19 protein-coding genes are annotated in these 23,230 nt (G+C 66.3%); 12 read left to right on the top strand and 7 right to left on the bottom strand.

The genetic code is table 11. The annotated features are described in order from the left end of the window. Window positions 1-15: 15 nt before the first annotated feature. Window positions 16-1,596 (bottom strand): peptide MFS transporter, encoded by a 1,581-nt coding sequence (locus tag J2Y54_RS05265; RefSeq protein WP_310037517.1) that lies wholly within the window; start codon window positions 1,594-1,596, stop codon window positions 16-18. 189 nt (window positions 1,597-1,785) lie between these two features. Then, window positions 1,786-2,493 carry a glutathione binding-like protein gene (locus J2Y54_RS05260; RefSeq protein ID WP_310037515.1) on the bottom strand — a complete coding sequence of 236 codons (708 nt, stop codon included), beginning with the start codon at window positions 2,491-2,493 and terminating at the stop codon, window positions 1,786-1,788. Window positions 2,494-2,662: 169 nt separating this feature from the next. Between J2Y54_RS05260 and J2Y54_RS05255 the strand changes: the two genes are divergently transcribed. The 5 genes from J2Y54_RS05255 to J2Y54_RS05235 all read left to right on the top strand — a co-directional run bounded on the left by J2Y54_RS05255 (window position 2,663) and on the right by J2Y54_RS05235 (window position 11,380). After that, window positions 2,663-4,183 carry an MFS transporter gene (locus J2Y54_RS05255; protein ID WP_310037514.1) on the top strand — a complete coding sequence of 507 codons (1,521 nt, stop codon included), beginning with the start codon at window positions 2,663-2,665 and terminating at the stop codon, window positions 4,181-4,183. 131 nt (window positions 4,184-4,314) lie between these two features. Next, the gene (locus J2Y54_RS05250; RefSeq protein ID WP_310037513.1) at window positions 4,315-5,520 is read left to right on the top strand and encodes an acyl-CoA dehydrogenase family protein; all 1,206 of its coding nucleotides are present in this window, start codon (window positions 4,315-4,317) and stop codon (window positions 5,518-5,520) included. A 135-nt stretch (window positions 5,521-5,655) separates the two neighbouring features. After that, complete coding sequence (locus J2Y54_RS05245; protein ID WP_310037511.1) at window positions 5,656-6,738, top strand: acyl-CoA dehydrogenase family protein; 1,083 nt, start codon at window positions 5,656-5,658, stop codon at window positions 6,736-6,738. Window positions 6,739-7,017: 279 nt separating this feature from the next. Then, a complete protein-coding gene (locus tag J2Y54_RS05240; RefSeq protein WP_310037509.1) occupies window positions 7,018-9,975 on the top strand; it encodes a TonB-dependent receptor domain-containing protein in 2,958 nt (985 codons plus the stop codon). Window positions 9,976-10,078: 103 nt separating this feature from the next. Continuing rightward, window positions 10,079-11,380, top strand: a complete 1,302-nt coding sequence (locus tag J2Y54_RS05235) for an MFS transporter (RefSeq protein ID WP_310037508.1) — start codon at window positions 10,079-10,081, stop codon at window positions 11,378-11,380. Between the two features lie 6 nt (window positions 11,381-11,386). Here the strand turns inward: J2Y54_RS05235 and J2Y54_RS05230 are convergent, their stop codons facing one another. The 3 genes from J2Y54_RS05230 to J2Y54_RS05220 are packed head-to-tail and all read right to left on the bottom strand — an operon-like array spanning window position 11,387 to window position 13,353. Continuing rightward, the gene (locus J2Y54_RS05230; RefSeq protein ID WP_310037506.1) at window positions 11,387-11,815 is read right to left on the bottom strand and encodes a type II toxin-antitoxin system VapC family toxin; all 429 of its coding nucleotides are present in this window, start codon (window positions 11,813-11,815) and stop codon (window positions 11,387-11,389) included. Next, a complete protein-coding gene (locus tag J2Y54_RS05225; RefSeq protein ID WP_310037505.1) occupies window positions 11,812-12,054 on the bottom strand; it encodes a type II toxin-antitoxin system prevent-host-death family antitoxin in 243 nt (80 codons plus the stop codon). The genes J2Y54_RS05230 and J2Y54_RS05225 overlap by 4 nt, the downstream gene beginning before the upstream one ends. Before the next feature lie 51 nt (window positions 12,055-12,105). Next, window positions 12,106-13,353, bottom strand: coding sequence for a TetR/AcrR family transcriptional regulator (locus J2Y54_RS05220; RefSeq protein WP_310037504.1), 1,248 nt, complete (start codon window positions 13,351-13,353; stop codon window positions 12,106-12,108). Between the two features lie 186 nt (window positions 13,354-13,539). Here J2Y54_RS05220 and J2Y54_RS05215 point away from each other — a divergent pair, with 186 nt between their 5' ends. From J2Y54_RS05215 to J2Y54_RS05185, 7 genes are all read left to right on the top strand, one after another. After that, window positions 13,540-14,823: an acyl-CoA dehydrogenase family protein gene (locus tag J2Y54_RS05215; protein ID WP_310037502.1), complete on the top strand. Its 1,284-nt coding sequence runs from the start codon at window positions 13,540-13,542 to the stop codon at window positions 14,821-14,823. A 136-nt stretch (window positions 14,824-14,959) separates the two neighbouring features. Further along, entirely contained in the window at window positions 14,960-16,045 is a 1,086-nt protein-coding gene (locus tag J2Y54_RS05210; RefSeq protein WP_310037500.1) for a Zn-dependent alcohol dehydrogenase, read from the top strand. Further along, on the top strand, window positions 16,042-17,103 hold the full coding sequence (locus tag J2Y54_RS05205) for a phosphotransferase family protein (RefSeq protein ID WP_405052878.1): 1,062 nt from the start codon (window positions 16,042-16,044) through the stop codon (window positions 17,101-17,103). The genes J2Y54_RS05210 and J2Y54_RS05205 overlap by 4 nt, the downstream gene beginning before the upstream one ends. Window positions 17,104-17,223: 120 nt before the next feature. Further along, window positions 17,224-17,988, top strand: a complete 765-nt coding sequence (locus tag J2Y54_RS05200; RefSeq protein WP_310037498.1) for an SDR family oxidoreductase — start codon at window positions 17,224-17,226, stop codon at window positions 17,986-17,988. 161 nt (window positions 17,989-18,149) lie between these two features. Next, the gene (locus tag J2Y54_RS05195; protein WP_310037497.1) at window positions 18,150-18,947 is read left to right on the top strand and encodes an SDR family oxidoreductase; all 798 of its coding nucleotides are present in this window, start codon (window positions 18,150-18,152) and stop codon (window positions 18,945-18,947) included. A 92-nt stretch (window positions 18,948-19,039) separates the two neighbouring features. Beyond that, window positions 19,040-20,182 carry an energy transducer TonB gene (locus J2Y54_RS05190; RefSeq protein ID WP_310037496.1) on the top strand — a complete coding sequence of 381 codons (1,143 nt, stop codon included), beginning with the start codon at window positions 19,040-19,042 and terminating at the stop codon, window positions 20,180-20,182. Window positions 20,183-20,255: 73 nt separating this feature from the next. Beyond that, window positions 20,256-20,963 (top strand): TonB-dependent receptor, encoded by a 708-nt coding sequence (locus J2Y54_RS05185; RefSeq protein WP_310037495.1) that lies wholly within the window; start codon window positions 20,256-20,258, stop codon window positions 20,961-20,963. A gap of 116 nt (window positions 20,964-21,079) precedes the next feature. Here the strand turns inward: J2Y54_RS05185 and J2Y54_RS05180 are convergent, their stop codons facing one another. Continuing rightward, the gene (locus J2Y54_RS05180; RefSeq protein ID WP_310037493.1) at window positions 21,080-21,970 is read right to left on the bottom strand and encodes an acyl-CoA thioesterase II; all 891 of its coding nucleotides are present in this window, start codon (window positions 21,968-21,970) and stop codon (window positions 21,080-21,082) included. 131 nt (window positions 21,971-22,101) lie between these two features. Next, window positions 22,102-23,229 (bottom strand): acyl-CoA dehydrogenase family protein, encoded by a 1,128-nt coding sequence (locus J2Y54_RS05175; protein ID WP_310037492.1) that lies wholly within the window; start codon window positions 23,227-23,229, stop codon window positions 22,102-22,104. Between the last annotated feature and the right edge of the window lies 1 nt (window position 23,230).

Below are 23,230 nucleotides of genomic sequence, written 5' to 3'. Positions count from 1 at the left end.
CCGATGATCAGACGATCAGCGCGTCTCGTCTTTGAGATGAATGCCCGGCGCCTGCGGCTCGGCGAGCTCGGCCTGGCCGGCCAGTTCGTCGTCCTTCAGCGTGTCGAGATGCATCAGCTTCTTGATCAGCGGCGCGATCAGCACGACCGCGACGCCAAAGCCGATCGCGACCCAGCCGACGGTCGAATAGACGTCGAGCACGACCGCCTTGTTCGCGCCTTCGCCCGCCGCCGCCTCGGACCCGGTGGCAGCCGCGATCAGGCCCGCGGCGAAGTTGCCGGTGGCCGAGGCGAAGAACCACGTGCCCATGATCAGGCTGGCCATGTGCGCAGGGGCGAGCCGGTTCATCGCGCTGAGGCCGACCGGCGACAGGCACAGCTCACCCGTGGTGTGCAGCAGATAGATCAGGAAGATGAACAGGACCGGGGTCAGGTTCTCCATGCCCGCTGCCTGCGAACCCCAGACGAGGACGAGGAAGCCCAGGCCCAGCTGAAGCATTGCAAGGCCGAACTTGGCCGGGGTCGACGGCTCCAGCCCGCGCCGGCCAAGGAACGTCCACAGCGCCGCGAACAGCGGGGCGAGCAGCACGATGTAGATCGCGTTGATCGACTGGAACATCGACGCCGGAACGCCTGCGCGGTCGACATAGCGATCGGTGAACAGGTTGAGCGACGAACCGGCCTGTTCGAACAGCGCCCAGAACAGGATCGAACCCAGGATCAGGAACATCGCGGCAAAAATGCGGTCGCGCGCCTCACGGTCGAGCTTCACCACGGCCGTGAACAGGACATAGCCGACCAGCAGCGCGCCCGAAACCATCAGCAGCCAGCCGATCACCGCCTGATACTGGATCAGCTGCCAGATGCCGACCACGGCGGCGATGCCGATCAGGTACAGCAGCCATTCGAGCTTGATGCCGACCACCGACTTCTTGAGCGCTTCGGCATCGGGCGCTTCGCCCTTGCCCATCAGCAGCGGCTTGCCGAGCACGAACACGACAAGGCCGAGCAGCATGCCGACGCCCGCTGCGCCGAAGCCATAGCTCCAGCCATAGGTCTGGCCGAGATAGCCGCAGAGCAGCGAGCCGAGCGCCGCGCCGAGGTTAATGCCCATGTAGAAGATCGTGTAGGCACCATCGCGGCGCACGTCGGTGCGCGGATAGAGCTGGCCCACGATCACCGAAATGTTCGCCTTGAGGAAGCCCGATCCGACGATGATGAAGCTCAGCGCCAGCCAGAAGATGTTGAGCGCACCGCTATCGGTGCCGCCATCGCCCTCGAATCCCATCAGGAAATGGCCGAAGGTCAGCAGCACCGCGCCGTACAGCACCGCCTTGCGCTGACCGAGATAGCGGTCGGCCAGATAGCCGCCAAGCACCGGGGTGATGTACACCAACGCGGTGTAGGCGCCGTAGATGACGCCCGACTTCTCGTCCGAAAACAGCCAGTGCTGGGTCAGGTAGAAGATCAGCAGCGCGCGCATGCCGTAGTAGGAGAAGCGCTCCCACATTTCGGCGAAGAACAGGATGAACAGGCCGAGCGGGTGGCCCAAAAAGGTTCGCTCACCGCCCGGTGCGGCTGCTGGTGTGTGCGCCATCGGCACGAGACTCCCTGACATTTCTTGGCCTCTGGGGCCGGATCGCCGGGAGACTAGCGGCGAAAACCGCTATGTGAAGCATGATTGTTACAGCGGAAACCACGACCGGCCCCGAAGCCGGCCGGTTTGCAGCAGGGCTGTGCCCCGGCGCGGCGGTGCGGGCCGGGGCATTGCGGGATGGGGGCAGCCTTAGTCGGCGGTGCCGGTGCGGGCGGTCTGGCCGAACAGGATTTTCTTCTGTTCCTCGGTCATCGGCGTGTCGGCCGGGCGGATCTCCTCGCCCCGGGCGTATGCGCGCAGCGTCGCGGGGCGCGCGCCGACCGCCTCGAACCAGCGCTTCACATGCGGAAAGCTGTCGAGATCCTGGCTCTGCGCCTTGTACGGGACGATCCACGGATAGATCGCCATGTCGGCGATCGAATAGGCTTCGCCGCCGACGAACGGCCGCCCGGCCAACTGGCGGTCGAGCACGCCATAGAGGCGGTTGGTCTCGTCGATATAGCGTTTCTGCGCATAGGGGATCTGTTCGGGCGCGTAGCGGTTGAAATGATGGTTCTGTCCCGCCATCGGGCCAAGCCCGCCCATCTGCCACATCAGCCATTGGGTCTGCATCACCCGCTCGCGCAGGTCGCGGCTCAGGAACTGACCGGTCTTGTCGGCCAGGTACAACAGGATCGCACCACTTTCGAACACGCTGACCGGCGCGCCGCCATCGCCGGGCGCATGGTCGACGATCGCCGGCATGCGGTTATTGGGGGCGATCTTCAGAAAGTCGGGCCGGAATTGCTCGCCGGTCCCGATATTGACCGTGTGGATGGTGTAGGGGAGGCCGGCCTCCTCCAGAAACATCGTGACCTTGTGGCCATTCGGCGTCGGCCAGTAGTGCAGGTCGATCATGGGGGTCTCCAGCGGGGTTGGCGCTCAGATGGGGTGGCGGCGCAATTCCGCAATATGCCCGTCTGCCGCCTGCGGGCGCGGCGCGCCATGCTGCGCAGGTGCTTGACGTAGCGGCAGACATACCGCAGCTTCTAAACAGCCGCAGCAGACGGCGATGGGAGAGATGCGGATGGCGACGGCGCTCGATGGAGTCGGCGGTGGTGCGAATGCGGTGCGCGGCGTCCCGCCGATCACGGTCGCAACGCGGGTCAGCTATGGCGCCGGGGCCATCGCCAACGGCATCAAGAACGCCGCCTTCACCACCTATCTGCTGTTTTTCTACAGCCAGATCATCGGCGTTCCCGCCGGAATCGTCTCCGCCGCAGTCGCGCTGACCCTGCTCGTCGATGCGGTCGCCGATCCGCTGCTTGGGCGCTGGTCGGACATGACGCGCAGCCGCTGGGGGCGCCGCCACCCGTTCATCTATGGCGCCGCGCTGCCGACCGCATTGTTCTTTCTGCTCGCCTGGTTCCCGCCGGCGGGGATGACCGATCTGCAGATGGGGGTGTGGATCTTTGCCACCGCTGCGCTCACGCGCATGTCGATCAGCGCGTTCGAGATCGCGACCTCGGCGATGACGCCGGAGATGACCGACGATTATCGCGAGCGCACGCGGCTGTTCAGCCTGCGCTGGTGGTTCGGCTATGCCGGCACCTATGGTTTTACCACCCTGTGCCTGCTGACCTTCTTTGCCGCGACGCCCGAATATCCGCGCGGCCAGCTCAATCCCGACGGGTATCCCGGCTTTGCCATTGCGGGCGCGCTGACCATCCTGGCGGTGATCCTGATCTGCGGGATCGGCACGCACAACCGCATCCCGCATCTGCGCCAGGCGGAGGTGCGGGCAGAGCGCACCCCGTTGCTCGGCCACCTGCGCGAAATGGGGGCCGCGCTGCGCAACCGCGCCTTTCTGGCGATCTTTGGCTTTGGCGTGCTCAAATATTCCGCGATCGGCCTGTACAGCGCGACCAACCTCTTTTTCGCCACCTATCTGTTCCAGCTGAACGCGACCCAGCTCGCGATCCTGACGATCGACAGCCTGGTCGCCGCGACCATTGCCGCCCCGCTGGCGCCGGTGATGTCGGCGTGGATCGGCAAGCGGGCGAGTTCGATGATCTTCGCCATTGCCGGGGTCGCGATCGGCCTGTCGCCGCTGCTGCTGTCCTATATGGGCTGGTTCTTCGTGCCCGGCGACCCGTGGCTGGTGCCGACCCTGTTCGCGATCGGCGCCATTTATGGCGCGATGGTCGCGATCTCGCTGATCAACACCAGTTCGATGCTGGCGGACGTGGTCGAGGACAGCGCGGTGCGGACCGGGCGGCACGAGGCGGGGACCTTCTTCGCCGCGTCGAGCTTCATGCAGCAATGCTCGACCGCGATCGGCATCTTCCTTGCCGGGCGCCTGCTGGTCTGGTCCGATTTTCCGGCCCGGCCCGCGCCGGGGCAGGTGAGCGAGGAGGCGATCCGCAGCCTCGTCATCCACTATATCCCGTGCTCGATCGGGCTGTGGACGCTCGGCGCGCTGATCCTGCTGTTCTACCCGATCACCCGCGCGAAGCATGAGGCGAACGTCGCCGCACTGCGCGCGCGCGAGGCGGAGGCACGGGCGGTCGAGATGGACAATTCGGCGCTGCTCGGCCCGGTGCGGTGATTGCGGGGTATTGACGCGCACGGAGCCATACCGCAAATTCAAAATCGGCTGTTCGGGAATCGATAAAGCGAACATGTCGCGCAAGAGCGCGCCGTGAAACCGCACTCCGCCGTGAATTTTGAGGAGAGAAGATGTCTGTAATGGAGGAAGTAAGGGTCGATCTCGACACCTTCCGCACCGAAGTCCGCGACTGGCTCGCGGCCAACTTCCCCGCTTCGCTCAAGGGCAAGGACAACAGCATGTCCGCGGTCGAGGGGCCGACCGAGGAAACCCCCGAACAGGCGGCGTGGCGCAAGGCGATGGGCGAGAAAGGCTGGGGCGTCCCGACCTGGCCGGCCGAATATGGCGGTGGCGGCCTGTCGCGCGCGCAGGCCAAGGTGCTGTCGGAGGAAATGGCCCGCGTCGGCGCGTGGAATCCGATCGGCGGCATGGGCGTGATGATGTTCGGCCCGACGCTGCTGGAATATGGCAATGAGGCGCAGAAGAAGGAGCATATCCCCGCGATCGCGCGCGGCGAAGTGCGCTGGTGCCAGGGCTATTCCGAGCCGAACGCCGGCTCCGACCTCGCCAACCTGCAGACCTTTGCCGAGGACAAGGGCGACCATTATATCGTCAACGGCCAGAAGACCTGGACCAGCGGCGGGCAATGGGCGCACAAATGCTTCTGTCTCGTCCGCACCGACAAGACCCAGAAACAGGGCGGCATCACCTTCCTGCTGATCGACATGGATGCGCCCGGGGTCGAGGTGAAGCCGATCCAGATGATCAGCGGCATGTCCCCCTTCTGCGAAACCTTCTTCACCAATGTGAAGGTGCCCAAGGAAAACCGCGTCGGCGAGGAGGGGCAGGGCTGGACCATCGGCAAGCGCCTGCTGCAGCATGAGCGCACCAACCTCTCGGGCGGCGGCTCCGCGTTCCGCATGGGCGGCCCGTCGCTGGCCGATGTCGCGAAGAAATATCGCGGCGTCGACGATCAGGGCCGGATCGCCGACCCGGACCTGCGCGCGCGGATCGCCAAGTTCGAGATGGACTGGCGCACTTTCCTGCTCACGGCAATGCGCGTGCAGGCGGAGAGCAAGGCGGTCGGCGGCGTGTCCGAAGTCTCGTCGATCCTCAAGACCGTCGGCACCAAATTGGGCCAGGAGCGGGCCGAGCTGATGATCGAGATCCAGGGCCTGCAGGGCCTGGGCTGGGAAGGCGAGGGCTTTAGCGAGCAGGAGATTCACGGCGTGCGTGCCTGGCTCTTCGGCAAGGCGACGACCATTTATGGCGGCTCCACCGAAATCCAGAACAACGTGATCGCCAAGCGCATCCTGGGGATGCTGGATCATCAGTGAAATAGCCCTCTCCCCTTCAGGGGAGAGGGTTGGGAGAGGGGCAGTCCTTCTCGAAACACCACCGCAACATGGGCCGGCGCGAGACACTGCCCCTCTCCCCGGCCCTCTCCCCGCAAGCGGGGGAGGGAGTTTGAAATGGCCGTTCTGACCGAAGAACAGACAATGCTGCGCGACATGGCGCGCGACTGGGCGAGCAACGAGAGCCCGGTCACCGCGTGGCGCAAGATCCGCAATGCCAATGACGCGACGGGATATGACCCCGCCGCCTATGCGACGATGGCCGAAATGGGCTGGACCGGGGTGATCATCCCGGAAGCGCATGGCGGCAGCGATTTCGGCTGGCTGAGCCTGGGGCTGGTGATCGAGGAACTCGGCAAGACGATGGCGGCCAGCCCGATCGCGGCATCGGCAGCCGCCGCCTCGGCCATCCTGCTGGGCGGCAGTGAAGCGCAGCAGGCGGCGTACCTGCCGCGCATCGCCAGCGGCGAGCTGGTTGCCACGCTCGCGGTCGATGAAGGGCCACGGCACGATCCGACCGCGATCAACGCCAGCGTGACCGACGGGAAGCTGAGCGGCACCAAGGCGTTCGTGGCGGAGGGCGACAGCGCCGGCCTGTTCGTGGTCGCGGCAACCGATGGCCTGTATCTGGTCGAGGCGGGGGAGGGCGTGACCGTCGATCGCCGCCATCTGGTCGATTTCCGCAGCCATGCGCAGGTGACCTTCGACGGTGCGCCGGCCGACCGGTTGGCGTCGGGCAAGGACAATCTGCTCGACGCGGTGCTCGACCGGGCGGCGCTGCTCGCTGCGGCGGAAATGCTCGGGATGGCCGGGCAGGCGTTCGACACCACGCTCGCCTATCTTAAGCAGCGCGTCCAGTTCGGGCAGATTCTGGCCACGTTCCAGGCGCTGCAGCATCGCATGGCCAACCTGTTCAGCGAGATCGAACAGATGCGCTCGGCGGTCGAATCCGGGCTCGCCGCGATCGACACGGTGGGCAAGGCCGGTGGCGATACCCGCCAGGCGGTGTCGCTGGCCAAGGCCAAGGCGAACGAGATCGGGCATCTGATGAGCCGCGAGCTGATCCAGCTGCACGGTGGCATCGGCATGACCGACGAATATGATGCGGGCTTCTATCTCAAGCGGATGCGCGTGCTTGAGCAGATGTGGGGCAATACCGCCTATCACCGCGAACGCTTCGCGCGGCTCAGCGGCTTCTGATCGCCGCAGCCGCAGCGGTGAACGGACCGGGGGTGTCGCGCGGCTGCGCGGCACCCCTTTTCGCATCTGCGGCATGGAATTCGCGGTTTAGAAGATCGGGTTGTCATACCCATGGTGCAATGCGGTGATGCGACGATCCCCGTATCTTCCCAGCAACACCGTTGGATAAGTGGCGTTTCGCAACGCTTTTCACGCCTTGACCCGAACCCCGGAAGTCGTTCTATTCGAGTTTACGGTATGGAACCGAGAAGCGTTCCGGCCGAACGGGAGTGGGATCATATGAAGAAGCAGCTTTTGACGGCGTGCGGGATTTCGGCGCTCGTCCTCGGCGGCCTGACGCCCGCCTTTGCGCAGGACAGCGACGGCGAGTCCGAAATTGTCATCACCGGATCGCTGATCGCCGGTACGCCCGAGGACGCGGCGCTGCCGGTCGATGTGATCGGCGCCGAGGAACTGGCCAAGCAGGGCAGCCCGACCGCGCTCGACCTTGTCAAGGCGCTGCCCAGCTCGAGCGCATCGCTCGGCGACGCCAACCAGTTCGACAGCCGTTCGCAGGGGGCGGAAGGCATCGCGACGGTCAATCTGCGCGGCCTGAGCCCGCAGCGCACGCTGGTGCTGCTCAACTCGAAGCGTCTTGCCACGTCGGGCAATGGCGTCCCGTCGGTCGACATCAACCTGTTGCCGCAGGCGGCGATCGGCCGGGTCGAAGTGCTCAAGGACGGCGCCGCCGCAACCTATGGCTCCGAAGCGATTGCCGGGGTGGTCAACTTCATCACGCGGACCAATCAGCGCGGCTTCAACGCGGCCGGCAACTGGCGCTTCATCGACGGGTCGGACGGCGATGTCGACGCGTCGCTGAGCTATGGCCATGTCGGCGAGAATTTCCGCGTCCTCATCGCAGCCGGTTTCCAGAAGCGCAGCCAGCTGATGGCGAAGGAACGCGACTGGGCGATCCGCCCCTATACCGAAAACCCGCAGGGCGGCTGGACCGGCGGCGGCAACCCCGCCAACTTCCTGTATCTGGGTGCGACCGGGGCGCCGATCAGCGGCATCGTCGCGGACAGCGCGTGCGCGCCGCTCGGCGGGTTCGTCGGCGCCGATGCGCGCTGCTACAACCAATATTCGGTGTACGACAATCTGGTCGAGAAGGAGACGCGCGGCCAGGCGTTCATCGATTTCGAATGGGATGTGGGTGAGAAGACGACGTTCCAGGTCACCGCGCTGTACGGGCGCACGACCGTTCCGCATTATCTGACCTCGCCCTCCTATCTGCTGACCCAGCCGCCATCGAGCGTTGCGGCAGCAGGGACGCCGTTCGCGCCCTTCTCGGCGCTGCTCAACAGCGGCTATTTCGTGCCCAGCGCCAATCCCGGCCTGGTCGCCTATCGCGCAGCGAACACGACGCCGGCGGGTGCGGGCGTGTTGTTCCCGACGCTGTTGTTCCGTCCGTTCCTGCTGGGCGGCAACCCGGCGACGCTCGACCGCGAGGATGAGCCGGGTTCGGCGCGCGGCATGCGCAAGAGCGAATCCACCCGTTTCACCGCCGAACTGCGCGGCGAGGTTGGCGCCGGGCTGAACTACAATCTCAACGCCACCTATCACAATTATTACCGCTACACCGACGGCTATGACTCGTTCGGCGACCGCGTGCAGCGCGCGCTGCTCGGCTTTGGCGGCCCGAACTGCACCGGCACGACGCCGGGCGCCAATGGCTGTCTGTGGCTCAACCCGTTCGGCAACGCGGTCAGCGTGAACCCGGCGACCGGGCAGACCAATCCGGTGGCGAACGGCCCGGCGAACAGCCCGGACCTGACCAACTGGTTTTTCGTCAAGTCGAACACCCGGGTCGACACCACGCTGTTCGTGGCCGAAGCCTCGCTCAGCGGCGGGACCGGGGTGAGCCTGCCCGGCGGCGAAGTGCAGTTCGGCGTCGGCGCGCAGTATCGCGATACCTCGATCACCGGCCGTTATGGCGCCGCGAGCAACCTGGCGGTCAATCCGTGCCGCGAAACCCCGCTGAACGGCAACACCAATCCGCTGGCATGCGCCGGTGGGCGCGCCGCGGCGGGTGCCTTTGGCTTCCTTGGCACCAATGCCGACTATGACCTGCAGGGCGATGTCTGGGCGGTGTACGGCGAAATGCAGCTGCCGGTATTCGACTCGCTCAACGTGCAGCTTGCGGCACGCTTCGAGGATTATGGCGGGGCCACCGGATCGACCTTCGATCCCCAGATCCGTGCGCGCTGGCAGGTGACCGACTGGCTTGCCGTGCGCGGCGGGTTCGGCACCACCTTCCGCGCGCCGACGCTCAACCAGCTGGCGCCCGGGTCGATCACCGCGCTGCAGATCATCGACACGACCTTCCGCCCGATCGACGTGTTCGGCAACCCGAACCTGGTGCCGGAAAGCTCGAAAAACTATGGCGCGGGCGTGCTGCTCAATGCCGGCGGGTTCAGCGCGAGCATCGATTATTACCGCTATGACATCCAGGATGTGATCGTTTCCGATCCGCTGATCTCGATGGTCAACACGCTGTTCCCCAGCACCGGCGGCAATACCTGCGCGACCAATGCGGCACTCGCCGCGCGCTTCACCTTCTCGACCGGGCCGTGCACCGCGACGACGGCGCGCACCGCCATTTCGCGCGTGCGGACGCAGAACCAGAATGGCGCGTCGATCACCAATGAGGGCATCGACCTCATGGCCAGCTATCGCGGGACCGATCTGATCGGCAGCGGCAGCCGCTTCGCGATCGGCGGTAACGTCACCTACACGCTGCAGAATCGGATCAGCGACATCTTCGTCGAAGGGACGCTGGTGCAGGCGGGCTATGACGGGGTCGGGCTGCTCAACTATCAGACGACGCTCTACCCGGTGCCGGAATGGAAGGGGCAGGCGTTCCTTGAGCTCGGGGCCGGGCCGGTCGATGCGCGCCTGACCGTGACCTATATCGACGGGCTGTACGACCAGCGCGCCGACATCACCACCGCCGGCGTCTATGGCCCGAACCCGGCGCTGGGCGGGGCACGGGTGACCGAGGGGGCGTTCATCGACAGCTTCACCACGGCCGATCTGACGATCCAGTTCGCGATCACCGACAAGGTGACGCTGTCGGGCAGCATCCTCAACCTGTTCGACCAGGATCCGCCCTTCGCCCGCGAGGACTATAACTACGAGCCGTTCGTGGGGAATCCGCTCGGCCGCAACTTCAAGATCGGCGTCTCCGCCAAGTTCTGAAGCCGGCAGAGTTCGGGGCTTCGTCGCGCGGGGAACGCGGCGAAGCCCCGATTTTCCCACAATGATCGCGGCCATTCCGGCCCTGTGAAGGAGTAGCATGTTCATGGCGACCGCCCCTGCGGCCTCTTCCGCCGACCAGCTTGCGCTGCGGCGGCGCACCGCCACGCTGATCCTGCTCACCGCTGCCTATTTCTTCAGCTATATGGACCGGCAGATCCTCGCGATCCTGCAGGAGGACATCAAGGCCGAGCTGCTGCTGTCCGATACCCAGCTCGGGCTGCTGGCCGGCTTTGCCTTTGCCATTTTCTACGCGACGCTCGGGCTGCCGGTCGCGCGCTGGGCCGACAAGAGCAACCGCGTCAACATCATCGCGGTCGCGCTGGCACTGTGGAGCGCGATGACCGCAGTGTGCGGGCTGGCGCAGAATTTCGTGCAGCTGCTGCTCGCCCGGATCGGCGTCGGCATCGGCGAAGCGGGGTCGAGCCCGCCCAGCCATTCGATCATCGCCGACCTGTACCCGCCCGAAAAGCGCGCGGGCGCGATGGGCATCTATTCGCTCGGCGTCGTGCTGGGCGCGGCCGGCGGCACGATCATCGGCGGCACGCTGGCGCATTATTTCGGCTGGCGCGTGGCAATGTTCGCGGTCGGCATTCCCGGCATCCTGCTCGCGATCATCATCAAGCTGTTCGTGGTCGAGCCGCGCCGCGGCCTGTCCGACCCCAGCCACACCCCCGCCGCGCAGGGCGCGATGCCCAGCTTTGGCGACGGGTTCCGCTCGCTCTTTGCCAATCGCGCCGCCGTCCATCTGGTGCTGGGCGTCACCATCACCTCGCTGATCGGCTATGGCCACACCGCCTTTGGTGCCAGCTTCATGATCCGCACGATCGGGCTGACCAAGATCGAGATCGCGTCGATCGTCGCGCCGGTCGGCGCGGTGTGCGGCACGCTGTCGGCGGTGCTCGGCGGCTGGCTCGCGAACAAGGCCGCGGAGCGCTGGGGGCTGTACAGCCAGGCATGGCTGGTGCTGGTGATGAAGGGAGTGGGGCTGCCGCTCTCGTTCCTGTTCTTCGCGTCGACCGATCCGTGGGTCGCGATTCCGGTCTATTGGGTCTCGCTGCTGCTGGTGAATTCCTATCTCGGCCCCAGTTTCGCGCTGATCCAGGGGCTGGCCCCGCTGCGGATGCGCGCGCTGTGGGCGGCGGTGACGCTGCTGGTGATCAACCTGATCGGCCTTGGCCTCGGCCCGACGCTGATCGGCGTGATCTCCGACGCACTCAAGCCCGCTTATGGCGATGCCGAGGCGCTGCGGCTGGCGATGCTGACCTTCGCCGCGGCGACGCCCTGGGCGCTGTTGCATTACTGGCGTGCAGGCGTGTGGCTGAAGCGCGGGGTGGCGGCGGCCTGACGTCGATCAGCGCAGGAGGCGCACCGGCACGCCCAGCGCCGGTCCTGCTTCGGCCATGCGCTGGTCGAGCGTCCAGACCGTGGCGCCGTGCTCCGATGCGATCGAGAGATGGAGCGCATCCGCCGCACGCAACCCAAGCTCGTGCTGGTCGACGAACCGTGCTGCCTCGCGGAAGTGACGGCGTTTGACCGGAAGGACGATCAGACTGTCGGACACCATCCGATGAAATACCGCCAGCGCCGCCGCACGCTGGTCGAGCGTCATCGCTCCGGTGCGCAGCTTGATCGCGAATGCCGAGGATAGCTCGGTCGCAGTCCAGTCGCTGATGGTGAGTTGCTGTGCGTCCTGCTCGACGATCCAATGCTGGACCGTGTCGGACGTCGCCTCATTGGACAGCGCAGCGACGATCAGCGACGTGTCGAGATAGAAGCTCAATAGCGGTCGCCGTCCCGCATGGCGCGAACCAGTGCCGCCGCATCTTCGGCTTCCCGGGGCAGTTCGGCCGTCAACGCTTGCAGCATGGCCAGATCGATCGGCTTGCGCGGCTCAGCGATTGCCGCGAGCCGCGCAACCGGTTTGCCCCGTCGCGTAATGTCGATCTGCTCGCCACGTTCGACGCGATCGACTAATTCGCTGAGATGCGCCTTCGCATCCGCCAGGTTCACGCGATCCATATTGGCCTCCTGACCATCTAGATGGTCATTTAGCAGGCGAGCCTCAACGGCTCAAGAAAACTCCAGCACGCGATCGTCGAACAGGCCGAACACGATGGTCGAGGCGTAGAAGGCGACGGCGCGCTCGCGCGGCATCGTGCTCGCCCATTTGCGCATGTCGAACGCGGCATTCTGCAGCGACATCATCGTCTGGCTGGCGACGAGCGGGTCGATCGCGCGGATCGATCCTTCGGCGATCCCGTCGGACAGCATCCCGGCATAGCGCCGCGCGATGCGGTTCGACCGGTCGATCAGCGCCATTCGCGCAATCGGCGGCAGTCCCGACAGCGCGGTGGTGCGCAGCAACGGCCCGCGTTCGGAGAACTGGACGTCGAGCAGGGTCGCGATGATGCTGGTCAGCTTGCGCCAATGGTCGCCCGGCCCCTCTTCGGCGAGCCGCTGCGCATCGGCGATCAGGTCGAAGCTGCGCTTGTAGCATTCGATCACCAGCTCGTCCTTCGCGTCGAGATGATGGTAGAAGCTGCCCTTGGTTACATTGAGCTCGCTCGCGATTTTCTGCACCGATGCGCCGCGATAGCCCAGTTCGTTGATCAGGCGCGTCGCCGCGAGCAGGAATGCCTCGCGCCCCGGTTCGCCCTCGTCATGGGTGAGGTCGAGCAGATCGGGGGTCCAGCGGTCGCCCGGCGTTGCGATGCCATGGCGGAACACGTCCATCAGCCGGCTTTCGACGCGCGGATATTCGTCCAGTTCGTAGCGGGTGATCCACGCCGGAAGCCAGAAGGTGTTTTCGAGCAGCACATGCGCCCGCCCGCCGCGCAGGTCGGTCTCCGCGCGGGTGCCGCCTTCGCCCCACAGCGCACGGGTCTTGCGGAAAATCTGCTGCCACCGCTTGAGCAGCGCTGCCTTCACCTCGCCCTCCATCGCGCGCAGGTCGGACAGGATCGCCAGCGCCTTTTCCTCGCCGCGATGGATTCGCGCCAGCCGCTCCATGTTGATCGACAGATAGCGGGCGACCCGCGCCTCGGGCGTTGCCTCGCGATGCGCTTCGTCGAGCATCGCGTCGAGCCGGTCGAGCGTCACTTCGAAGGCGGCGGCGGCAAGATCTTCCTTGCGCTTGAAATAGTAGGTGACGCTGGTGGTGTTGAGGCCCACACGCTGCGCGACATCGGCGAAGGTCATGCCCTTCGCGCTCTGATCGTTGATCACGTCCGCCGCCGCCGCGAGGATCGCGTCGCGCTTGGCGCGGAATCGTTTGGTTTCCCCCCGCGCCTCTTCGGGCGCCGCGTCTTCGGACTTCATCGCGCCAGATTAGCAGCTTTGATTCGAAGAAACAGTCCCAATGCGACAGGCAACGATGTCGCGGGAACCGTAACCGAAAAAGCCGCTCCGGACACTTTACCGAATATCGGGTATGGCCTAGAGTCGCCCGCGACATTGCGGAGGCGCGCTGCTTCCGCCGAACCGGGCATGAGAAGGAGAGGGCGCATGGATTTCACGCTGACCGAGCGGGAGACGTATTTCCGCGATCGCGTGAAGGCGTTTATCGACCAGCATATCACCCCGCGCCAGGACGAATATCGCCGTCAGGCCTATGAGGGCGAGCGCTGGAAGGTGCTGCCGGTGATCGAGGAGCTGAAGCCGGTCGCGCGCGCGCAGGGGCTGTGGAATTTCTTCATGCCGCCGCATTCGGGCCAGACCCATGTCGACGATAGTTTCGAGTTCGAGGGGACGCAGCTGACCAACCTCGAATATGCGCTGTGCGCCGAGGAAATGGGCCGCGCCGGCTGGGCGAGCGAGGTGTTCAACTGCTCCGCGCCCGACACCGGCAACATGGAAGTGCTGCACCGCTACGGTACCCGCGAGCACAAGGAGCGCTGGCTCAAGCCGCTGATGAATGGCGAGATTCGCTCGGCCTTTCTGATGACCGAGCCGGACGTGGCTTCGTCCGACGCGACCAATATCCAGACATCGATGGTTCGCGATGGCGACCATTATGTCATCAACGGCCGCAAATGGTGGTCGTCGGGCGTGGGCGATCCGCGCTGCGCGGTCGCGATCGTGATGGGCAAGACCAACCCCGATGCCTCGCGCCACGCGCAGCAGAGCCAGATTTTGGTGCCGATGGACACGCCCGGCGTCAGGGTCGAACGCATGCTTTCGGTGTTCGGGTATGATCACGCGCCGCACGGCCATGGCGAGGTCGTGCTGGAGAATGTGCGCGTTCCGGTCGAGAATATCCTGCTTGGCGAAGGGCGCGGGTTCGAGATCGCGCAGGGCCGCCTCGGGCCGGGGCGCATCCATCATTGCATGCGGTCGATCGGCGTTGCCGAAATGGCGCTCGAGCTGATGTGCAAGCGGCTGTTGAGCCGTGTCGCGTTCGGCAAGCGCATCGCTGACCATTCGATCTGGGAACAGCGCGTCGCCGAAGCGCGCTCGAACCTCGAGATGATGCGCCTGCTGTGCCTCAAGGCGGCGGACATGATGGACAAGGCGGGCAACAAGTCGGCGCAGGGCGAAATCGCGATGATCAAGGCGATGGGGCCGCGCATCACGCTGCAGATCCTGGACGATGCGATCCAGGCATTCGGCGGCGCGGGCGTGTCGGGCGATACGCCGTTGGCGAGCGCCTGGGCGAGCATGCGCACGCTGCGTTTTGCCGACGGCCCGGACGAGGTGCACAACCGCGCGATCGCGCGCAGCGAGTTCGGCAAGTATGGCGAGTTCAAGGCCGATCGCCCGAGCAGCGGTGACATGGCGGTGACGCGGTAATCCTCTGCCGTCACCCCCGCGAAAGCGGGGGCCCATCTCCCGGACGCGTGGCAATCGTGCCGGTGAGGTGGATGGATAGCGCAGGAGATGGGCCCCCGCTTTCGCGGGGGTGACGATTGAGGTTTGGGGAGCTCAAGTGAAAGCAGCAGTGTTGTTCGAGGCCGGGAAACCCCTCGAAATCCACGATATCCGCATCGACAAGCCGGGCCCGCGCGAGGTGCTGGTGCGTACCGCGGCGTGCGGTGTGTGCCGGTCGGACCTGCATTTCGTCGACGGCGCCTATCCGCACGCGATGCCGACCGTGCCCGGCCATGAAGCGGCGGGCGTGGTCGAGGCGGTGGGGAGCGAGGTCACGCGGCTCAAGCCCGGCGATCATGTCATCACCTTCTTCACCGTGTTCTGCGGCAGCTGCGAGTTCTGCATCTCGGGCCGCCCGTCGCTTTGTCTGGACAATTCGACGCGCCGCCCGGCGGATGCCGCGCCCAAGCTGACGCTTTCCGACGGCACGCCGGTCAACCATTTCCTCAACCTGTCGGCGTTTGCCGAACAGATGCTGATCCACGAAAATGCCTGTGTCGCGATCAGCAAGGACATGCCGCTCGACCGTGCTGCGCTGCTTGGCTGTGCGGTGCTGACCGGGGCAGGGTCGATCTTCCGCGACAGCAAGGTAACGCCGGGCGAGACGGTCGCGGTGATCGGGTGCGGCGGCATCGGCCTGTCGGCGATCAACGCCGCCAAGATTGCCGGGGCGGGCAAGATCATCGCGATCGATCCGGTGGCGGAAAAGCGCGCGCTGGCGCGGAAAATGGGCGCGACCCACGATCTCGACGCCATGGCCCCCGACCTGATCAAGCAAGTGCTCAAGCTCACCGATGGCGGGGTGCACTACGCGATCGAGGCGGTCGGGCGGCCGCAGACGGCGGAGACCGCGTGGCACGTGCTGCGCCGGGGCGGCACCGCGACGATCCTGGGGATGATCAAGCCGGGTGAATCGGTCAGCATTCCCGGCCCGACCTTCCTGTCGGGCAAGAAATTGCAGGGGTCGCTCGCCGGATCGATGCAGTTTCCGATCGATCTGCCGCGGCTGGTGCAAATGTATCTCGACGGCGTGCTCGACCTCGACACGATGGTGGCTGAGCGGATCAAGCTGGAGGACATCAACCACGCCTTCGACAATCTGCGCCAGGGGGACGCGGTGCGCTCCGTGATCGAGTTCGCATGACCCCGCCGGCGGGACATCGCGGCGGACAGCCGATGGAGCAGGTCGACGACCTCGACGTGACGAAGCTGACCGCGTGGATGGCGGCCAATGTCGCGGGGTTCGAAGGGCCGCTGCGCTACGCCAAATTCCCCGGCGGGCAGAGCAACCCGACCTATCGCATCGACGCGGCGAGCGGCGCCTATGTGCTGCGGCGCAAGCCGTTCGGGCCGCTGCTCCCCTCGGCGCATGCGGTGGATCGCGAATATCGGCTGATCGCCGGGCTGCACCCGACCGGCTTTCCCGTGGCGAAGCCCTATGGGCTGTGCGAGGATGATGGCGTCGTCGGATCGGCCTTCTACATCATGGAGCTGGTCGAGGGCGCGACCTATTGGGACGGGTCGCTGCCCGACAAAACGCCGGCGCAGCGCACCGCGATCTATTACGAGATTTGCGACCGGTTGGCGCAGCTGCACGAGACCGATTATGTCGCGGCGGGGCTGGGCGATTACGGCAAACCGGGCAGCTATTTCGAGCGGCAGGTGGGGCGCTGGACCAAGCAGTATCGCTTGGCGCAGACCGACGATCTGGAGGATGTCGAAAAGCTGATCGAGTGGCTGCCGCGCACATTGCCGCCGCAGACGCGCACGTCGATCGTCCATGGCGATTACCGCATCGACAACATGATCTTCGACGCCGATGCGCCGCGCGTGAAGGCGGTGCTCGACTGGGAGCTGTCGACGCTCGGCGATCCGATGGCGGATTTCAGCTACTTGCTGATGAACTGGATGATCCCCGCCAATGGCGCTTCGGGGATCGGCGGGATTACCGGGGCGGAGACGGGCATTCCGACGGTCGAGCAGATGGTCGAGCGCTATTGCGCCGCGACCGGGCGCGACGGGATTCCCGACCTCAACTGGTATTTCGCCTTCGGCCAGTTCCGGCTGATGAGTATCGTGCAGGGGATCAAGCGCCGCCTGCTCGACGGCAATGCCAGCAATGCGCATGCGGAGGAGACGGCGGCGCGCGTGCCCGGGCTGGCGGCGAGCGCGTGGGAATTTGCGCGCAAGGCGGGGGCGTAATCAAAAAGCCCTCTCCCCTTCAGGGGAGAGGGTTGGGAGAGGGGCAGTAGGGCGAGGACAGGGCGCATCGATATGCCCCTCTCCCCAACCCTCTCCCCTGAAGGGGAGAGGGAGAAGAAGATGAGCCTGTTCGACCTGACCGGTAAGGTCGCCATCGTCACCGGATCCTCGCGCGGGATCGGCAAGGCGTCGGCAGAGGCGCTCGCCGATCAGGGCGCGCGGGTGGTGATCTCCAGCCGCAACCAGGATGCGTGCGATGCGGTCGCCGCCGCGATCAACGCGAAGCATGGCGACGGTACCGCCATCGCGATCGCCGCGAGCATCTCGCACAAGGATGCGCTGCAGCATCTGGTGGACGAGACGCGCCGCGTGTTCGGGCGCATCGACATCCTGGTCTGCAACGCCGCGTCCAACCCCTATTACGGGCCGCTGGCGGGCATTGCGGATGACCAGTTCCGCAAGATCCTCGATAACAATGTCCTGTCCAACCACTGGCTGATCCAGATGGTCGCGCCCGAAATGCGCGAGCGGAAGGACGGGGCGATCGTCATCATCTCCTCGATCGGCGGGCTGCGCGGGTCGCCGGTGATCGGGGCGTATAACGTGTCGAAGGCGGCGGACTTCCAGCTCGCGCGCAACTATGCGGTCGAATATGGCCCCGACAATGTCCGCGTGAACTGCATCGCGCCGGGACTGATCAAGACCGACTTTGCCCGCGCGCTATGGGAGGACCCCGCGGCCGAGGCGCGGGTGAACAAGCAGACCCCGCTGCGCCGGCTGGGCGAGCCGGAGGATATTGCCGGGGGCGTCGTGTTCCTCGCTTCGGCGGCGGGGCGCTATACGACCGGACAGGCGCTGGTGATCGATGGCGGGGTGACGATCTAGCCCCACCCCCGGTCGTGCTGAGCTTATCGAAGCACAGTCCTTACTTGAACGGCGAGAAGAAGAACGGCCCTTCGACAATGACCAAGTGAAACGTCCCCCGGACGTTTCAGCCAAAGCCGGGGGCTTTGGCGACTTGGTCATCAGGGCGAACGGAGGTAGGTATGCGTTTTCAGGACAAGTCGATCATCGTCACCGGCGCGGGGAGCGGGATCGGCCGCGCCGCCGCGATCCTGTTCGCGGCCGAAGGGGGGCGGGTGATCGTCGCCGACAAGACCGAAGGCGCGGACGAAACCGTCGCGCTGATCGCCGCTGCGGGGGGCGCGGCCAAGGCGATCCGCATGGACGCGGGTAGCGAGCCGGACGTGATCGCCACCGTCGATCTGGCGGTCGCCGAATTTGGCGGGCTCGACGTGCTGTTCGCCAATGCCGGGATTTCGGGCGGCATGGCCAATCTGTTCGACACCACGCCGGAGCTGATGGCCGAAGTGTTGCGCGTGAACCTGATCGGGCCATTGCTCGCGATCAAGCATGGCGCGCCGAAGATTGCCGAACGCGGGAAGGGCGCCATTGTCCTGACCGCCAGCGTCGCCGGCATCCGGTCGGGCGCAGGCAGTCCGGCCTATTCGGCATCCAAGGCCGGGGTGATCAACCTCGCCGCCGTCGCGGCGCAGCAGCTGTCGGGGTCGAATGTCCGCGTCAACGCGCTGTGCCCGGGGCTGACCGAGACGGGGATGACCAAGCCGACCTTCGACTATGCGCGCGAGGCGGGGAAGATGGACCGCGTCGGCCGGTTGAACCCGCTGCGCCGTGGTGCTCAGCCGGATGAACTGGCGCGCGCGGCTTTGTTCCTCGCCTCGGATGATGCGAGCTATGTCAACGGCCAGGCACTGGCGGTGGATGGCGGGCTGTCGTCGAGCCATCCGGTGACGCGGCAGGAATATGGGAAGACGGCGGTTTAGCGCTGGAAATGCCCTTGCATTCACCGAGGGGGCATTTGCTTCTCGAACCTAATGCCTTGATCCGGTAACAAAAAAGGCGGACGCTGCGCTTCATGCTGACGCTCCTCATCGCCGCCGCCCAGACCGCCACCATTGCGGTGCCGCCCCCGGCGCCGCCGCGTGCGCCCGATCATTTCGCTGCGCCCCGGGTTCCGAGCCCGCCCTATGGCCCGCATCTGGTGGATTATGACGGAGCCACCGCCCAATGTGGCGGGCGGAGCGTTACGCCGCTTTCCGTGGTCGCGCCGTTCACCCAGGTCGCCCGGTTGGGGACCGAAGCGCCGCGTTCGTATGAAATGGGGTTCACCATCGGTGACGATGGCCGCCCGCTCGGCATTACCCAGCGGGTCGCGGTATCCGGGGGCAAGGCCTATGTGCAGGGCACCGACCTTGCCCCGGCGCTCAGCCTGTGGCGCTTTCCGGCGAGTGCCGCGGGGGCCGCCTGTACCATGACCTTCACCCCGCGCAGCATTCCGCTGGACCGTGCGGCACCGGCCGATCTCTACCGCGTCGCGGCGCTGCGCATGGTGAACCCGTCGGAATTTCCGGCCATCATGCAACAGATCCGCAAGGCCGGCGACTGCGCCGGGCCGGGTCGCCCGCGCATGTTGCTGCGCGCCTATATCGACGGCCGCCGCATCCCCCAGACGCCGGGCATCCCGTCCTATGCCGTGGCGAGGTTCGATGTCGATGCGGATGGCGTGCCGCAAAACCTTGGCATCGTCGCCAGCGATGGCAACCGCGTGCTGGAAGCGGCCGCAAGCGATGCGGCGGCCCGCAGCCGCTATGTCGGCAACGCGCCGCGCACGCGCTGCACCATTCCCTTCCGCCGCGCCGCAACCGCGCCAGTGCCCGCCCCGCCGATGCCGCCCGCGAGCGAATATCCGACCGGAACCTGCCCCGAAACGATCCGCTGGGTCCGCCCGCTCGCGCAGGAGTTTCCCGACGCCTTTCGTCGCCGCGGAATCGAAGGCTGGGCGATTGTCCGCTACGACATTGCCCCATGGGGCGCGACCGGTGCGGTCACCGTGCTCGCCAGCGAACCGGCGGCAGATTTTGGCGAGCATGCGCGCCGCATGATCATTGCCGGACGCGCCGAAGCCGCGCCGCGCGGCGCGCAGGGCTGCATCGCCCGCGTGCAGTATCGCATGGCGGTGCGCGACGATGCCGATGACGACGATGCGCCGGGTTTCTGACGCGCCCTGACAGGGCGTTGACCCGGCGGGGACAAAGCCCGACGCTGCACCCGAACCAAATGGGAGCAGGGCAATGCGGATCGTTCGGGCACTGACGGCGGCAACATTGATGGCGGCGAGCATCCTGCCCGCCGCGGCGCAGGAAGTGGTGGTGACCGCCACCCGCGCGGCGGCCAATCGCGACGGGTTCCAGGGCACGTCGATCCCGATCATCACACTGCGGCGCACGGCGGATTTCGCGGTGCAGCGCGTGTCGATCGCCGGTGACACGCGTGACGAGGCGACGCGCCGCAAGGAAATTTATGCGATGGTGCGCAGCGCGATCGAACAGGCGGGCAGGCACGGCGTTGAACTGGCGACCGGCGATTATGTGGTCGAGCCGTTGACGCTGGCCAATTACGGCAACCTCAATCTGTCGCGCGACAGCCGCCCGGATTCGGAGCGGACCAGCTTCATCATCAAGGTGAAGCTGGAGCCCGGCATGGACGCGCGCGCCGCGCTCGACCGGATCGCGAAGTTCATCAAGGCGGTGCCGGCGACGGGCCGCGCGCAGATCGAAAAGAGCGGCGACATGACGCTGTCGGTGCTCAACCCCGACCAGTATCGCACCCGAATCATCGAGATGATCGCCGCCGATGCCGCGACGACGGCGGCGCGCTTCGGCCCCGGCTACGGCGTCGAAGTGCGCGGGCTGGACCGGCCGGTCGAATGGTCGCGCGCGAGCCTGACCGAGGTGTTTCTGTACCTGCCGGCGGCCTATGTGATCCGGCCGAAGGAATAGTCGCTCGTCTGCCCGGGCTTGACCCGGGCCAGGGCTTCTTCCTTGGCGGGTGACAACAAACAGCCCGGCCCCGGGTCAAGCCCGGGGCGACGGGGTTTGGTGCGGTTCTGAAACCCTCACCCCTCGCGCATCCGCATCAGCCCTTCCTGCGCCACGCTCGCCACCAGCCGTCCGTCGCGGCTGTAGATGCGGCCGCGGTTGAACCCGCGCGCATGGCCGGCCCAGGGGCTGTCGGTGGTGTAGAGCAGCCAGTCATCGGCGCGCAGCGGCTCGTGCAGCCATACGGCGTGGTCGAGGCTCGCGCTCTGCAGCCCGCGCGTCATCCAGTTGACGCCGTGCGGCAGCGTCGCGGTGCCGAGCAGCATCATGTCGCTGGCATAGGACAGCACCGCGCGGTGCAGCGCGGGATCGTCGGGCAGGGCGGCGGCGGTGCGGAACCAGCTATGCTGTACCGGATCGCGCTTTTCCGGCTTGAACCAGTTGCGCGGGGAGCAGGGGCGGATTTCGATCGGGCGCGGGCGCAGGAAGAAGGGGCGGAACCGCTCCGGCACATGGTCGCGGATTTCCTCGCGCAGCTCGAACTCGGAGCGCAACTCGTCCGGCCCCGGCACATCGGGCATGTCGGCCTGATGCGACAGTCCTTCCTCGGGCCGCTGGAACGACGCGATCATGTTCAGGATCGGCATGCCCTGCTGCAGCGCGATTACGCGGCGGTTGGCGAAGCTGCCCCCGTCATAATCGCGCACGACGCGATAGATGATCGGGAAATCCTCATTGCCCGGCCGCATGAAATAGGCGTGGAGCGAATGCGCGTCCTTGCCCTCGACCGAGCGCTGCGCCGCCTGCAGCGCCTGCGCGATCACTTGCCCGCCGAACACGCGCCCGACCCCGCCCGGCTGACGCGCGCCGCGATACAGGTCGACATCGATGGTTTCGACGTCGAGCAATTCGACGAGTTGGGTCACCTGCTCGGCGGCGGTTTCGGCGCGTTTTTCCGGTTCGCTCATGTTCATTCCTTAAGCCCCTCCCCTTCAGGGGAGGGGTTGGGGGTGGGGCGTCTCAGTCTCACCGAGACCGATGGCCTGTGAGGATCGGCCCCACCCCAACCCCTCCCCTGAAGGGGAGGGGCTAGAGAAGGTCAATACCCAGCCGCCCGCGCGAGCGCGTCGGCGTGGTAGTTGGTATCGCCGAACAGTTCGGCCAGCACGCGCCCGCGCTTCATGTAGAAGCCGATATCATATTCGTCGGTCATGCCGATGCCGCCGTGCATTTGCACGCCTTCCTGCACCGCCAGCGTCGAGGCCATGCCGGCCATCGCCTTGGCGACCGACACGGCTTCGTCCGCCTTGGCGTCGCCCGCGTCGAGCAGTTGCTGTGCCTTGAGCACCGCGGCGCGCGCGACTTCCAGCTCTGAATAGAGGTGCGCCGCGCGATGCTGGAGCGCCTGGAAGCTGCCGATCAGCACGCCGAACTGCTTGCGTTCCTTGAGATACTGGACGGTCATGTCCATCGCGCCGCCGCCGACGCCGAGCATTTCCGCCGCAGCGCCCGTGCGCCCGGCGCCGAGCAGCGCGCTCAGCACCGAACGGCCGCCATCGACCTCCCCGATCACCGCATCGGCATCGACCTCGACCCCGTCAAAGGTCATGCGCGCGGCAAGGCTCGCATCGGCCAGCCGCTGCGGGTCGGCGGTGAGGTTCGCCGCATCCTTGGGCACCGCGAACAAGGTCACGCCGTCGGCATCCTCGGGCGACCCGGCGGTGCGCGCGGCGACGATCAGCAGGTCGGCGACATGGCCATGCGCGACGAACTGCTTCGCCCCGGTCAGCTTGAAGCCGTTGCCCGAGCGTTCGGCCTTCATCGCGATCGCGTCGCCATGCTTGGCACGTTCATCGATCGCCAGCGCTGCGACCGTATCGCCCGACAGGATGCCGGGGAACCAGCGTTCGCGCTGCGCGGTGCCCTTGAGTGCCGCCACGGCCGCGACCGCCGTGGTGAGGAAGGGGGAGGGGGACAGGTTGCGCCCGATCTCCTCCAGCACCACCCCCGCCTCGACATGGCCGAGGCCAAGGCCGCCATCGGCCTCCGGGATCAGGATGCCGGTGAAGCCCATTTCGGCGAACTGCTTCCACAGGTCGCGGCTGAACCCGGTCGCGTCATTGGCGTCGCGCAGTGCGCGCATATGGCTGACCGGAGCGGCCTGCGCCACGAATTGCTGGGCGCTCTCGCGGAGCATGGTCTGTTCGTCGTTGAGGTAGAGTGGCATC

Origin of the sequence: Sphingomonas sp. BE123 (assembly GCF_031456015.1) — a bacterium.
Classification (GTDB): domain Bacteria; phylum Pseudomonadota; class Alphaproteobacteria; order Sphingomonadales; family Sphingomonadaceae; genus Sphingomonas.
Note: the sequence above shows the minus strand (reverse complement) of the source record. Positions and strands in the feature narration are given on the sequence as shown.

Coding starts and splice junctions, on each gene's coding strand:
- J2Y54_RS05265 (WP_310037517.1), bottom strand. CDS start 1,596: ATGGCGCACACACCAGCAGCCGCACCGGGCGGTGAGCGAACCTTTTTG.
- J2Y54_RS05195 (WP_310037497.1), top strand. CDS start 18,150: ATGCGTTTTCAGGACAAGTCGATCATCGTCACCGGCGCGGGGAGCGGG.
- J2Y54_RS05205 (WP_405052878.1), top strand. CDS start 16,042: ATGACCCCGCCGGCGGGACATCGCGGCGGACAGCCGATGGAGCAGGTC.
- J2Y54_RS05220 (WP_310037504.1), bottom strand. CDS start 13,353: ATGAAGTCCGAAGACGCGGCGCCCGAAGAGGCGCGGGGGGAAACCAAA.
- J2Y54_RS05200 (WP_310037498.1), top strand. CDS start 17,224: ATGAGCCTGTTCGACCTGACCGGTAAGGTCGCCATCGTCACCGGATCC.
- J2Y54_RS05235 (WP_310037508.1), top strand. CDS start 10,079: ATGGCGACCGCCCCTGCGGCCTCTTCCGCCGACCAGCTTGCGCTGCGG.
- J2Y54_RS05185 (WP_310037495.1), top strand. CDS start 20,256: ATGCGGATCGTTCGGGCACTGACGGCGGCAACATTGATGGCGGCGAGC.
- J2Y54_RS05175 (WP_310037492.1), bottom strand. CDS start 23,229: ATGCCACTCTACCTCAACGACGAACAGACCATGCTCCGCGAGAGCGCC.
- J2Y54_RS05255 (WP_310037514.1), top strand. CDS start 2,663: ATGGCGACGGCGCTCGATGGAGTCGGCGGTGGTGCGAATGCGGTGCGC.
- J2Y54_RS05225 (WP_310037505.1), bottom strand. CDS start 12,054: ATGGATCGCGTGAACCTGGCGGATGCGAAGGCGCATCTCAGCGAATTA.
- J2Y54_RS05190 (WP_310037496.1), top strand. CDS start 19,040: ATGCTGACGCTCCTCATCGCCGCCGCCCAGACCGCCACCATTGCGGTG.
- J2Y54_RS05260 (WP_310037515.1), bottom strand. CDS start 2,493: ATGATCGACCTGCACTACTGGCCGACGCCGAATGGCCACAAGGTCACG.
- J2Y54_RS05250 (WP_310037513.1), top strand. CDS start 4,315: ATGTCTGTAATGGAGGAAGTAAGGGTCGATCTCGACACCTTCCGCACC.
- J2Y54_RS05215 (WP_310037502.1), top strand. CDS start 13,540: ATGGATTTCACGCTGACCGAGCGGGAGACGTATTTCCGCGATCGCGTG.
- J2Y54_RS05180 (WP_310037493.1), bottom strand. CDS start 21,970: ATGAGCGAACCGGAAAAACGCGCCGAAACCGCCGCCGAGCAGGTGACC.
- J2Y54_RS05240 (WP_310037509.1), top strand. CDS start 7,018: ATGAAGAAGCAGCTTTTGACGGCGTGCGGGATTTCGGCGCTCGTCCTC.
- J2Y54_RS05245 (WP_310037511.1), top strand. CDS start 5,656: ATGGCCGTTCTGACCGAAGAACAGACAATGCTGCGCGACATGGCGCGC.